Raw genomic sequence first — 13,175 nt, 5'->3', positions numbered from 1 at the left:
TTATTCAAACATTTCCGCCCAGCGTACTGCTTTTATTTCTTTTTCGCTGTATAAGTCATCTGCTGATTTCTTTACTTCCAGTTTCGGATAAAGATTGACTCCTATGAGTTTAATTTTACCTTCTTCCACCCATTTCTGCTCTTCCACTGCATGTTTATAAATCTCTTTCTGGATAACTCCCTGTTTTAGTTGTTCCAGATATCCGCCATTTTCTTCAATTTCTACAAATAAATCCCAGGCTTTCTCAGCAATCTGTCTGGTAATGTCTTCTACATAATAACTCCCGTTGGAAGCATCTTCAAATACGTTGATTATACTTTCATATGCCAAAACGATCTGTTGTTTGAACGATATTTCTTCTGAGTTTGCGGTACTTTTATCTACCAGATAATTATTGCTGTATACGGCATCTGCTCCCCCAATCATGGCTGATGCCAGCTCTAAAGTAGAACGTATAAGATTATTTTCAGCATCCGCTACGGCTTTATTTCTCCAGCTGGTTTCGGCAAAAATATAAGGTATTTCGTCAGCCCCGTATTCTTTCGTTAACTGATTAAAAACCAATTTAAATGCTCTCAGCTTAGCCATTTCAAAGAAATAGTTTCCTCCTACTGCTATTCTGAAAAGTATTTTATTTAGAATACCTTCTCCTAATAATTCAATTAATTCCTTGGTTTTGGCCAGGGCAATTCCCAACTGCTGGTAAATCGCAGCACCTGCATTCTGGTGAAGGGAAATATCTATACAAATATTTCTTTTAAAGTTTTTTCCTAAGAGTTCTTTGGCAAGCTGTTCATTAATAATCCCTGCCTTTTCATCAAATACATCGATTAAAGAAAAATACTGATCCGTATCCTCAGGACTGATATGCTCAGCCAGGTCTTTATTATTGATAAATATTGTTTTTTCCTGAAGGTTTTCTACATTTTGTTCTAAAAGAAATGCAAAAACATCTTCTTCCAAGCTCTCATGATAAGCAGCTACCAAATGGGTGCTTTCCTCCACTTTGGGTAAATTTTTCAAAGGCTCCTGCACAGCATTATACATGGGCTTTACCTCTATTCCTTCTAAATTATCTTTATTCAGGATGGTATAAATATCTTCTGTTTTCAGCTGTTTTTTTACCAGATTTTCCCAATTGGTAAATGATTCGGTGTTTGGCATTGGAAATGGAAGTTTAGATTAAAATTTATTTACTTTTTACCGGAAATATTGGCACTGTCCACCACGATGATGAAAATTTCTTCATTAGGTTTTTTCATAAAGTAATTTTCGCGGGCAAATTTTTCTTTCTCTGATTTATTATTCATGAGCTTTTTATAAAAGTCATCATTTTTCTTATATTCAGATTTATAATATTCCAGCTGGTCTTCATATTTATTGATTTCTTCATTCAGCTCATTGATCACTAAAAATGAAGTTTTATCAAAGAAAATCATCCAAACCAAAAACAAAAATATGGTAATAAAGTATTTGTTCAGAACATATTTCTGAAGGACTTTAAGCACTTCCGATTTGGGTTGAATATCTTTTATAAGGTCTTTTTCTGCCATATCAGGACTTTCTCAAAGAGTTTTTAATAACAGTGGTTAAAAAATCAATCGCTACCGAGTTTTGTCTCATGTTCGGAATAATAAGGTCCGCTTCATTTTTGGACGGCTCGATAAATTCCTGGTGCATAGGTTTGAGGGTGGTCTGATAACGGTGAAGTACTTCATTCAGATCTCTCCCTCTTTCCTGCGTATCTCTTCTGATCCTTCTGATCAGTCTTTCATCGGAATCTGCATGAACAAATACTTTCAGGTCAAATTCTTTCAGAAGCTCTTTATTGGTAAGCACCAGAATTCCTTCTACTACCAATACATTTTTAGGTTCTACAGTTACATGGTCACCGGTTCTGGAATGAGTCACAAAGCTATAGATCGGCTGCTCAATGGCTTCATTATTTTTCAATGCTTTCACATGTTTCAGCATGAGATCAAAGTCTATAGATTTAGGATGATCATAATTCAGAGCTTCTCTTTCGGTAAGAGTAAGGTTCTGATTGTCATGATAATAATTATCTTGTGAAAGGATATTCATTCCTTCAATATCAAGTTGCTGAATAATCCTGTCAACAACCGTAGTTTTGCCGGACCCTGTACCTCCTGCAATTCCTATTACAAGCATTCTTTATAGTTTTTACAAATATACTATTTTAGATGAATGTGCCGGAAATCCTTTATAAAAAAAGCTGTAATAATTATTACAGCTTTAAATTATTTCGCTTGTTAAACCCCTGGAAATTAATTTTTCATGCATAGGTTTCAACAGATCCATTGAGCCTGTTTTTACCGTACATTTGCCTTTGTAATGCACCAAAATCGTACATTGTTCGGCTTGTTCCAGCGTATGTTTACAAATTTCTATAAGACATTCTATCACATAATCAAAAGTATGTATATCATCGTTATGTAAAACCAGTTTATATACATCGTCCGTATCATCCAGCACGAGGACTTCTTCTTCGTACTGACGTTTCGGATCTTCATAGTCTTTTATGCTGTTATAAAAAATCATTATTAACTTTTTAAACTTCTAATTATCTGTTAATTCATTGATAATGTTCGTTTCCTCATATACCAGCTCCACAAGCTCTACACTTTTGTTATTCATCTTAAGGATTTTAAAATGATAGCCCTCCAGATCAAATTCCTGATTTTCTTCCGGTATATCTTCGAGTTCATACAGTATGAATCCCGCTAAGGAATTATACTCACTTTCTTCCGAGAGAGGTAATTTTTTGGGTAAAAACTCATTGATCTCCTCCAGCGGCTGAGTGGCCTGTACCCAATAGATATTTTCTCCTATCTTATCTACAACCTTATCTTCATCATCCTCTTCATCCTGAATTTCACCTACCAGTTCTTCCAATATATCTTCGAGGGTGATAATTCCTTCCGTTCCCCCAAATTCATCAATAACAATGGCCAAATGCTGCTTTTTCTGCTGGAATATTTTTAATAAATCGGATATTTTTTTGCTTCCGACCACAAAGAAAGCTTCCCGCATCAGGCTTTTGAGGCCGTCATGATTAAGCTCACCTTTTCTTTTAACAAATTCCCTGATAATTTCTTTGGTATAAAAAACTCCGATGATATTATCTATGGAGTCCACATACACCGGAATCCGGGAATATCCGCTTTCCATTATTTTATTGATAATCTCATTGATATCTTCTTCGAAATCAATAGAAGTTATATTCTGTCTGGGAACCATGATCTGCTTGGCAGAATGGTCTGTAAAATCAAAGGCATTCTTTATAATTTCGTAGTTTTCCTCTTCAATTTCCCCACTGTCCGCACTCTGTTTTACCAAAAGCTGAAGTTCTTCCGTAGAGTGAATTTCCTGTTCGGATGCCGGATGTATCTTCATAATTCTAAGGAATGCATTCGACATTGAATTCATCAGCCAGATAAAGGGCTTAAAAATGGTATAAAATACCCTCAAAGGTACGGCCGTAGCCATGGTAGTCGATTCAGATTTTCTGATCGCAATTGATTTGGGTATCAATTCCCCAAAAACAATGTGCATAATGGTGATCAACACGAAACTGATCACTAATGATACCGAAGTGATGGTTGCCTGGCTCAGGCTTATATTGAAATAATAAAATCCACTTTCTACCACGTGATGTAAGGCACTTTCCCCTACCCAACCCAATGCAAGAGAGGCCAGCGTAATTCCCAACTGTGTTGCGGATAAATATTCATCGAGATGCTTGATGATATGCTCTGCCTGCTTAGCCATAGAGTCACCTTCAGCAGCTTTTAATTGGATTTGTGAGTAACGAACTTTAACTATGGAAAATTCAGCGGCTACGAAAAAGCCATTTAGTAATACAAGAAACAAGGCTAGCAAAAGCCTGACTATGTCCGAGTCCATTTAAATATTATAATTTATTTACAAAGATATATAAAATAAAAATAACAAAAAAAGCACCGATGAATCTCGGTGCTTTTCTATTTTGTTAAAATAATTTACGAGTTTTTCAAAGCTTCTGCTCCTGAAACGATTTCTAAGATCTCGTTTGTAATAGCAGCCTGTCTTGCTTTATTATAGAAAATTACCAAATCATTTTTCAACGCCTGGGCATTATCCGTCGCTTTATGCATTGCTGTCATTCTGGCTCCGTGCTCAGAGGCCACAGAATCCAAAATAGCTTTGAACACCTGTGTTTTGATAGATTTAGGTATTAGATTATCTAAAATTTCGTTTCTGTTGGGCTCGAAAATATAATCTGTTTCTACCTGAGGTTCTGTATTTTCAGGCATTGAAATAGGAAGAAGCTGTTCTGTAGTAACTTCCTGAGTAGCAGCATTAACGAATTTATTATAAATTAAATAAACTTCATCAAATTTACCTTCTCTGAAACTGCTCATTACCCCTTCGGTAACGTTGGCAACCACATCAAAGTTTAAATTGTCATAAACGGCACTCTCATTGGAAAAAACAGTTCGGCTTTTTCTTACTGCATCAAAAACTTTTTTACCAACGGTAAGAACTTCAACCTCATACTGAGATTTGTCCTGGAACTGATTGTTCAGTTCTTTTACAATTGATGAGTTAAAGGCTCCAGCCAGACCTCTGTTGGAAGTCACAGCGATAAAAAGAACTCTTTTAACCTGTCTTTTTTGTGCATAAATAGAAACCTGATCAGGATCTGAGCTAGAATTTACATTCTGGATAATCTCCTGTAGTTTTTCGGAATAAGGTCTCAGCATTACGATTGCATCCTGTGCTTTTTTAAGTTTCGCAGCGGAAACCATTTTCATAGCACTTGTAATTTGCATCGTAGATGAAATTGAGCTTATCCTTCCTCTTATTTCTTTTAAGTTTGCCATTGTATGTTTTTCAATGTTTAAAGTTCAAGGTTCAAAGCCGGGCTTCAAACCTTAAACATTGAATTTTTTAGTTATATTTAGAAGCTAAATCGTTAGCTGCCTGCTTAAGAACGTCAGTAATTTCGTTATCGATTTTACCTGCTTTAATAGCAGCCATTGTATCAGGATGCTTAGATCTTAAGAACTCAATATATTCATGTTGGAATTCTTTTACTTTTCTGATAGGAACGTTTCTTAATAAGTTCTCAGTTCCCGCATAGATCATTGCTACCTGGCTATCCACAGGAAGTGGAGAGTTTACCGGCTGCTTAAGGATTTCCACGTTTCTTTCTCCTTTAGAGATTACAGCTAACGTAGAAGCATCAAGGTCAGAACCGAATTTAGCAAATGCTTCCAATTCTTTATATTGAGCCTGGTCCAGTTTAAGTGTACCAGATACTTTTTTCATTGATTTGATCTGAGCGTTACCTCCTACTCTCGATACGGAGATCCCCACGTTGATTGCAGGACGAACCCCTGAGTTAAATAGATCAGACTCCAGGAAGATCTGTCCGTCTGTAATAGAGATTACGTTAGTCGGGATATATGCAGATACGTCACCAGCCTGAGTTTCGATAATCGGAAGTGCAGTTAATGATCCGCCTCCTTTTACGATTGGCTTTAAAGATTCCGGTAAGTCGTTCATCTGCTTAGCAATTTCATCATCAGCGATTACTTTTGCCGCTCTTTCCAATAATCTTGAGTGAAGATAGAAAACGTCTCCAGGATAAGCTTCACGTCCCGGTGGTCTTCTCAATAGAAGGGAAAGCTCACGGTAAGCTACGGCTTGTTTGGATAAATCATCATATACGATAAGTGCTGGTCTACCAGTATCTCTGAAGAACTCACCGATCGCAGCACCTGCCATTGCAGAATATACCTGCATTGGAACCGGATCTGATGCGTTTGCTGCAACGATTACAGTGTATGCCAAAGCTCCCTTATCCGATAAAGTTTTAACGATTTGAGCTACGGTAGAAGCTTTCTGACCGATCGCTACATATATACAATATACAGGTTTACCTGCATCAAAGAATTCTTTTTGGTTGATGATCGTATCGATCGCAACAGTTGTTTTACCTGTCTGTCTGTCACCGATGATAAGCTCTCTCTGCCCTCTTCCTACAGGGATCATAGAGTCGATTGCAACGATACCTGACTGTAGAGGTTCAGTTACCGGCTGTCTGTAAATTACTCCGGGAGCTTTTCTTTCTAATGGCATTTCATATAAATCCCCGGAAATAGGACCTTTACCATCAATAGGATTACCAAGAGTATCTACTACTCTTCCTAACATTCCTTCTCCTACTTTAATAGAAGAAATTCTGTTGGTTCTTCTTACTGTATCTCCTTCTTTTACTAATTTACTTTCTCCTAAAAGTGCAACCCCTACGTTGTCTTCTTCAAGGTTAAGTACAATACCTTCTACATCACTAGAAAATTTAACCAACTCTCCGTATTGTACGTTTTCTAACCCGTATACACGAGCAATACCATCACCGATGGTTAAAACCGTACCTACTTCCTCAACGTTGGATTGAGTATCGAAGTTGGCCAATTGTTGTTTTAAGATCGCAGATACTTCTGCCGGATTTATTTCTGCCATTGTATGGTTGTTTTTCTTAATTTAATTGAAAATCTTTTTTAACTTGGTTAAGTTTGGTTTTTACAGATGCATCGATCTGCTGATCTCCTACCCTTAGGATATACCCTCCTAAAATATCAGGATTGATGATTACATTCAGGTCAAAATTGGAGTCTTTAACAAGATCTGTGGACTGTATAATCTGATCCATATTTTCCTTTGAAATGGGAGTTGCCGTAGTAAGGGTTACTCTCTGTACTCCATTGATATCTTCAACCTTATTGATATATTCCTGGGCAATATTTCTCAATTGATTTTCACGTCCCTGTTTAATCACGAGTTTGATCAGATTCTGAGAGGAAGCGGATAAACCTTTGAAAATCTCGTTTGCTACTTCTATTTTCTTTTTGGAGTCAATGTAAGGTGTAAGAAAAAACTTATTTAGATCTTTAGATTCAGACATAAGTTTTACCACATCTTTCATTTCAGAAAATACAGTAGCTGTCTGTCCTGATTCGTTAGTGAAATCAAGCAAACCTTGTGCGTATCTTTTAGCTACTTTAGATGTAAGCATTCTTAGTTAAGGTTAGATTTGTTTAAATAATTTTGAACCAACTCATTTTGAGCTTCACTGTTATCAAGCTTTTGCTTTAAGATAGATTCTGCAATATTTACAGACAGAGCACCGATCTGAGTTTTGATATCAGACATTGCTGCATTCTTTTCAGCTTCGATAGTTTGTTTGGCAGCTGCGATTATTTTATCTCCTTCTGCTTTAGCCACATCTTTTGCTTCTCCTACAATTCTATCTTTAATTTCTCTTGCTTCTTTAAGAATAGCGTCTCTTTCCACTTTGGCTTCACGAATGATTCTTTCGTTATCAGCTTTAAGATCTTCCATTTCTTTTTTGGCTAATTTGGCTTGGTTCAATGCATCTACGATAGAAGTTTCTCTATCATTAACCGCATTTACAATCGGTTTCCAAGCGAATTTTGCTAGAAGAAACAACAGGATAACAAATGTAAGCGTCATCCAAAATAAAAGTCCAATTCCAGGTTCAATAATTCCCATATCTGTAAATTCTTTTTTTAAGTGTATTAATTATGGATTGTTTTTAAAATTCTTAGCAGCAGCCAACCGCTTCACTGCTAAGAATATTTTTTTGAGGATAATTACTTGATGAAAGCACCAAAGATAATCGCGATAAGACCAGCTCCTTCGATAAGACCTGCAGCAATAAGCATTGCTCCCTGAATCTTACCAGCCTGCTCTGGTTGTCTAGCAATAGCATCCATTGCATGACCTCCGATTTTACCGATACCAAGACCTACTCCTAGTACCGCTAAACCGATACCTACGTAAACTAACCCTGTTCCAGTTGATAAATCCATAATATTAAATATTTAGTTAAAAATTATTTTATTCTTTTTATTAATGAGCATGCTCTTCATGACCATGATCGTGTTCAGCTACTGCTATACCGATGAATAGTGCAGATAACACTGTAAATATATAAGCTTGTAACGCTGCTACCAATAATTCCAATACCGATACAAATAATGCTAATGGCACTGATGCAAAACCTAAAAACGGAGTTTTAAAGATAAAGATCAGGGAGATAATGGCTAAGATCATAATGTGACCCGCTGTAATGTTGGCAAAAAGTCGCATCATCAATGCAAACGGTTTTGTGAAAACCCCGATGATTTCAATAGGAACCATGATCGGATATAATAAGATAGGAACCGGCGGCATGAAAATATGCTTCCAGTAATCTTTGTTGGCACTGAATAAAGTGATTAATAATGTAATGATAGCCAATACAGCTGTAATTGCGATATTACCTGTAAGGTTAGCTCCTCCCGGGAAGAAAGGAATCAATCCGAAAAGGTTGTTGAACCAGATAAAGAAGAATGCCGTAAGAAGATAAGGCATATATCTTTTATATTTTACAGATCCGATATTGGGAATTGCCACTTCGTCTCTGATGAATACAATTACCGGCTCCATTAATTTTCCGAATCCTTTAGGAAGCTGAGATTTTTTATAGTTTCTCGCCATTCCTATAAATACAATCATCATAAAGATAACTGATAACAACATAGAAGCGGCATTCTTAGTAATGGATAAATCAAAAAACACATCTCCTGATTTTTGTTTTCCACTTATTAAAGCAAATAGCATTGCTTTTTCAACACCTTTTGTAGATACTACCTGTCCATGCTCCATAGTATATCCATCATGTTCGTGACCGTGAGCTATGCTGCTGGATAAGAAAGTATGCCATCCTGCATTGTCTTTAATAATCACAGGTAATGGGATAGAAACATGATGCTCTTCACCGTTTTCGTCTTTTGTAGTCCATAAATGCCATTCGTTAGAATCACCGATGTGTTCCATGATCATTTTGGTAGCATTGAAGTTACTTTCCTCTTCAGTATGCTCTACTTTTTCAGCTAACTTTTCACCTTCTGTTTCATGCTGGGCAAATACAAAACTACCCATAAACATAAATAAAAATGCGAAAAATAATGAAGAAATCTTTCTGTTCATATCTCTTTTTTAATCGTGTGCAAATATATTGATTTTATTAAAATTTACCAATACTAAAAATTGATTTTTATCATCAAAAAAATCAGGACCTGTTGATCAGTTTTATTACAGAGAAATAAATAAAAAAAGAAGCGATTATAAAACACAGTAGGATAAAGAGAAAATTAGCTTTTGTAGGCTCCAGAATAATCAATGAAAAAGCAAGCCACAGAATATCTTTTGCAATATTAATCACTAGAAATTTCATGGCGGAATCGGGTTTAGCATACAAATATTTCTTAAAAATCCTATAAATAATAAGATTTAAGACAATTATTAAAGCGGCTACAAGAAAGTTCTCTGGGAAATTCATGGTGCAAAAATAAAACTATAATTTATAACGAAGGTAAATCCCAAGCTTCCTTTACTGTAATTATTAAAAATTCCTTATTTTTGCAAACTATAATTTACAATCAATATGTTTAATAGTTTACAGGATAAATTAGATAAAGCACTTCATAATATTTCCGGACGTGGAAAAATTACGGAAATCAATGTTGCGGAGACCGTAAAAGAAATTCGTAGAGCATTGGTAGATGCCGATGTTAACTATAAAGTAGCGAAAGATCTTACCAAAAGAGTTCAGGATAAGGCATTGGGACAAAATGTTCTTACTTCTCTTACTCCGGGACAGTTAATGACTAAAATTGTCCATGATGAATTAGTTGATCTTATGGGAGGTTCCCAGGAAGGAATTAACCTTTCAGGAAAGCCCACTATTATCCTTATTGCAGGGCTTCAGGGTTCCGGAAAAACGACCTTTTCAGGAAAGCTGGCCAATTATTTAAAAACTAAGAAGAATAAAAAGCCTTTGCTCGTGGCATGTGACGTATATCGTCCTGCTGCGATTGATCAGCTGAAAGTTCTGGGAGGTCAGATTGATGTTCCCGTATATACGGAAGAAGGTGCTACCAACCCTTCCACTATTGCCGATAACGCGATTAAATTTGCCAAAGATAATAATCATGATGTAGTCATCGTCGATACTGCCGGACGTTTGGCCATCGATGAGCAGATGATGAATGAGATCAAGTCTGTTCATTATTTTATAAAACCCCAGGAAACATTATTTGTTGTAGATTCCATGACGGGTCAGGATGCTGTAAACACAGCGAAGGCATTTAATGATGCTTTGAATTTTGACGGGGTTGTTCTTACAAAATTAGATGGGGACACAAGAGGGGGAGCAGCTTTAACGATCCGTTCGGTTGTGGAAAAACCTATTAAATTTATCTCTACCGGAGAAAAAATGGAAGCCCTGGATCTTTTCTACCCGGAAAGGATGGCGGACAGGATTTTGGGAATGGGGGACGTTGTTTCCTTAGTGGAGAGAGCCCAGGAACAATTTGATGAAGAAGAAGCTAAAAAGCTACATAAGAAAATTGCCAAAAATGAATTTGGTTTTGATGATTTCCTGAAGCAGATCAACCAGATTAAGAAGATGGGTAATATGAAAGATTTAATGGGAATGATTCCGGGTGTCGGGAAAGCCATTAAAGATGTGGAAATAAGCGATGACGCCTTCAAACATATTGAAGCTATTATTTATTCCATGACGCCGGAAGAAAGAAGAAAACCTTCCATTATCAATACCCAGAGAAAACAAAGAATTGCTAAAGGTGCCGGAAGAAAAATCGAAGATGTGAACCAACTGATGAAACAGTTCGACCAAATGGGTAAAATGATGAAGATGATGCAGGGACCTCAGGGAAAACAAATGATGCAGATGATGAGCAAAATGCCTAATATGCCGGGAATGGGAGGAATGTTCGGAAAATAAAAAACAACCAACTTACTATAACAAAAATCCACTTTTTAAGGTGGATTTTTTTATTGTCATGACTTCTCTTAATTCAGCCATAAAAAAACAGGACATATAAATATGTCCTGCCTTTATTAAGAATAATACCTTATTAGAAGATATATTTAACACCTAATTGGATGTTGCTTAAGTTTAAACCAAAGTTGTAGTTATCTAAACTTTCAGCACCTTTGTATTTTGTGTTTTGGTAACCGAATGCTCCGATAGTAGCTTCTACTGACCAGTTGTTTGTTAAGAAATAATCTAAACCTGGAGCAATTTGTACTCCGTAAGAAGAATACTTAGCTTTAGAAGTTTCGCTTCCTGCTACTTTAGTTTTATCAGTACCCCACTCCATTGGAACAGCTAACTGACCGAAGATGTATAATTTATCTCCAAGTCCCCAATACTTTCTAGCTAATGGCATTACTTTGAATGCATCATTGATATACTTAGTATCGATAGTTTCGTTTTTAGTAGTTGCGTTAACATAACCAATTCCTAAACCTACCGCTACTGTAGGAGAAACGAAATAACCAACAGTTGGAACAATACTAAAGTTATTAGTAGTTACGTTATTGTTGTTGTTATCTGTTGATTCATATCCTACTTGTCCCATTAGGAATACTCTTCCTTCAAAACCAGATTTTTCAGTTGTTTGAGCATTAGCTAATCCGAAAAGTGCAATAGCACTTGCAAATAATATTTTTTTCATTTTCAAAAAATTTTAATACTTTCTATTGCAAATCTACAATCCTTATTTCTAATATTAAAATTTGTTAACGTGATTAATATCATAGTAAATACCTATGTTTTTATTTTTTTTTTGATACTCTAGAGCCTAAAATCCCAACTATTAAATTCATAAAAATACAACAATTATATGATTTTATTAAAAAATCAAACAACCATTTAAAAAAACCAAACAATTTTCCTTTTATTTCACTATTTTGGTTGTAATTATTAAAAAAGAAAAATCGGCTGAAAAATAGGATTTTCATAGCCGATTATACCTTTTTTACCTTTATTTAAACTCCAAATAATTTTAGAAAGGGTTGTTAAAGAAACCCTAAATTCATATTATTCATACTGATAAATAGTATTAATATGTATGAATGAAAGTTAAAACCTTAAGAAAATTACAGAATAAACTTTCAATAAACCTAAATGGAGCTTTATTCATTTTTCAGTCTTTTTTCCTCCTCATTATAAGCGAGAATAATTTTCCTTACTACCGGATGCCTTACCACATCCTCTTCGGTAAGATGAACAAAACCTATTTCTTTTACTTCTTTAAGAATCCTCATAGCTTCTTTCAGTCCGGAATGTTGGTTTTTAGGTAAATCTATCTGGCTGGGATCTCCGGTAATAATAAACTTAGCATTCATCCCCATACGGGTAAGAAACATTTTCATCTGAGCATGAGTAGTATTCTGCGCTTCATCGAGGATAACAAAAGCATCATCTAAAGTTCTCCCTCTCATGAAAGCTAAAGGAGCCACTTCTATCACTTTCTTTTCCATAAAGCCTTCCAGCTTCTCATGAGGAATCATATCCCTAAGAGCATCATATAGAGGCTGTAAATAAGGATCCAGCTTTTCTTTAAGATCTCCCGGTAAAAAACCTAAGCTCTCTCCTGCTTCCACCGCCGGTCTGGTTAATATGATCCGTTTCACCTCTTTATCCCTTAGTGCTTTTGCTGCCAAGGCAACACTCGTATACGTTTTTCCGGTACCTGCCGGACCTATGGCAAATACCATATCTTTTTTCTCTGTTTCTTTAACAAGCTTTTTAAGATTGGTAGTCTTTGCCTTTATTATTTTACCATTAACTCCTTTAACAATAATATCCTGATCAAACACCAATTGTTTTTCCGCTTCGTCTTTAATATTCAGAATATTCTCCACATCTTTAAGGCCTATGGAGTTATTCCTGGAAATAAAACTAACGATATCATCAAGCTTTGATCTGAAAACATCCAGTGCTTCCTGATTACCCATCGCAAAAATATAATGATCTCTTCCTGTAATTTTAAGTGTCGGAAAGCTGGATTTTATTAAATTGAAATATTGGTTATTAACTCCATAGAAGTTTTTCGCATCAATACCTTCTAAATCATAGGTCAGTTCAAACATGCAATAATATTTATTTTGACTTAAAATTAAAGTTTTTTTTCAAATTAAGGCCAATTTGTTATCCACAATATTCACTCTTTAAATAAAGATTCTGATACGTCAAAAATTCCTATTAAATAATATTTTTCAATAATATTGTA

General features: G+C 35.6%; 14 protein-coding genes. 1 reads left to right on the top strand and 13 read right to left on the bottom strand.

Annotated features, from left to right (window positions below; all coding sequences use genetic code 11):
* From ABJ974_RS07215 to atpB, 11 genes are all read right to left on the bottom strand, one after another.
* A complete protein-coding gene (locus ABJ974_RS07215; RefSeq protein ID WP_419870708.1) occupies nt 1-1,164 on the bottom strand; it encodes a methylmalonyl-CoA mutase family protein in 1,164 nt (387 codons plus the stop codon).
* A 29-nt stretch (nt 1,165-1,193) separates the two neighbouring features.
* The gene (locus tag ABJ974_RS07210) at nt 1,194-1,553 is read right to left on the bottom strand and encodes an FtsB family cell division protein (protein ID WP_419870707.1); all 360 of its coding nucleotides are present in this window, start codon (nt 1,551-1,553) and stop codon (nt 1,194-1,196) included.
* Nucleotide 1,554: 1 nt separating this feature from the next.
* Entirely contained in the window at nt 1,555-2,169 is a 615-nt protein-coding gene (gene udk, locus ABJ974_RS07205) for a uridine kinase (protein ID WP_419870706.1), read from the bottom strand.
* A gap of 84 nt (nt 2,170-2,253) precedes the next feature.
* The gene (locus ABJ974_RS07200) at nt 2,254-2,559 is read right to left on the bottom strand and encodes an ATP-dependent Clp protease adaptor ClpS (RefSeq protein ID WP_419870705.1); all 306 of its coding nucleotides are present in this window, start codon (nt 2,557-2,559) and stop codon (nt 2,254-2,256) included.
* Nucleotides 2,560-2,577: 18 nt separating this feature from the next.
* Entirely contained in the window at nt 2,578-3,924 is a 1,347-nt protein-coding gene (locus ABJ974_RS07195) for a hemolysin family protein (RefSeq protein WP_419870704.1), read from the bottom strand.
* Nucleotides 3,925-4,019: 95 nt separating this feature from the next.
* Entirely contained in the window at nt 4,020-4,883 is an 864-nt protein-coding gene (atpG, locus tag ABJ974_RS07190; protein ID WP_419870703.1) for an ATP synthase F1 subunit gamma, read from the bottom strand.
* Between the two features lie 67 nt (nt 4,884-4,950).
* On the bottom strand, nt 4,951-6,528 hold the full coding sequence (gene atpA / locus ABJ974_RS07185; protein WP_419870702.1) for a F0F1 ATP synthase subunit alpha: 1,578 nt from the start codon (nt 6,526-6,528) through the stop codon (nt 4,951-4,953).
* Nucleotides 6,529-6,544: 16 nt separating this feature from the next.
* Nucleotides 6,545-7,081, bottom strand: a complete 537-nt coding sequence (gene atpH / locus ABJ974_RS07180; protein WP_419870701.1) for an ATP synthase F1 subunit delta — start codon at nt 7,079-7,081, stop codon at nt 6,545-6,547.
* Between the two features lie 2 nt (nt 7,082-7,083).
* Nucleotides 7,084-7,578: a F0F1 ATP synthase subunit B gene (locus ABJ974_RS07175; RefSeq protein ID WP_419870700.1), complete on the bottom strand. Its 495-nt coding sequence runs from the start codon at nt 7,576-7,578 to the stop codon at nt 7,084-7,086.
* 101 nt (nt 7,579-7,679) lie between these two features.
* Nucleotides 7,680-7,898, bottom strand: a complete 219-nt coding sequence (locus ABJ974_RS07170; RefSeq protein WP_034681712.1) for an ATP synthase F0 subunit C — start codon at nt 7,896-7,898, stop codon at nt 7,680-7,682.
* Nucleotides 7,899-7,938: 40 nt separating this feature from the next.
* Nucleotides 7,939-9,060, bottom strand: coding sequence for a F0F1 ATP synthase subunit A (atpB, locus tag ABJ974_RS07165; RefSeq protein WP_419870699.1), 1,122 nt, complete (start codon nt 9,058-9,060; stop codon nt 7,939-7,941).
* A 457-nt stretch (nt 9,061-9,517) separates the two neighbouring features.
* Here atpB and ffh point away from each other — a divergent pair, with 457 nt between their 5' ends.
* Nucleotides 9,518-10,879 (top strand): signal recognition particle protein, encoded by a 1,362-nt coding sequence (gene ffh, locus ABJ974_RS07160; protein ID WP_419870698.1) that lies wholly within the window; start codon nt 9,518-9,520, stop codon nt 10,877-10,879.
* A gap of 133 nt (nt 10,880-11,012) precedes the next feature.
* Here ffh and ABJ974_RS07155 read toward each other — a convergent pair whose 3' ends face one another.
* Nucleotides 11,013-11,615 carry an outer membrane beta-barrel protein gene (locus tag ABJ974_RS07155; protein WP_419870697.1) on the bottom strand — a complete coding sequence of 201 codons (603 nt, stop codon included), beginning with the start codon at nt 11,613-11,615 and terminating at the stop codon, nt 11,013-11,015.
* 460 nt (nt 11,616-12,075) lie between these two features.
* Nucleotides 12,076-13,035: a PhoH family protein gene (locus tag ABJ974_RS07150; RefSeq protein WP_419870696.1), complete on the bottom strand. Its 960-nt coding sequence runs from the start codon at nt 13,033-13,035 to the stop codon at nt 12,076-12,078.
* Nucleotides 13,036-13,175 lie beyond the last annotated feature (140 nt).

The organism is Chryseobacterium sp. CT-SW4, assembly GCF_048572715.1.
Taxonomy (GTDB): Bacteria; Bacteroidota; Bacteroidia; order Flavobacteriales; family Weeksellaceae; genus Chryseobacterium.
Note: the sequence above shows the minus strand (reverse complement) of the source record. Positions and strands in the feature narration are given on the sequence as shown.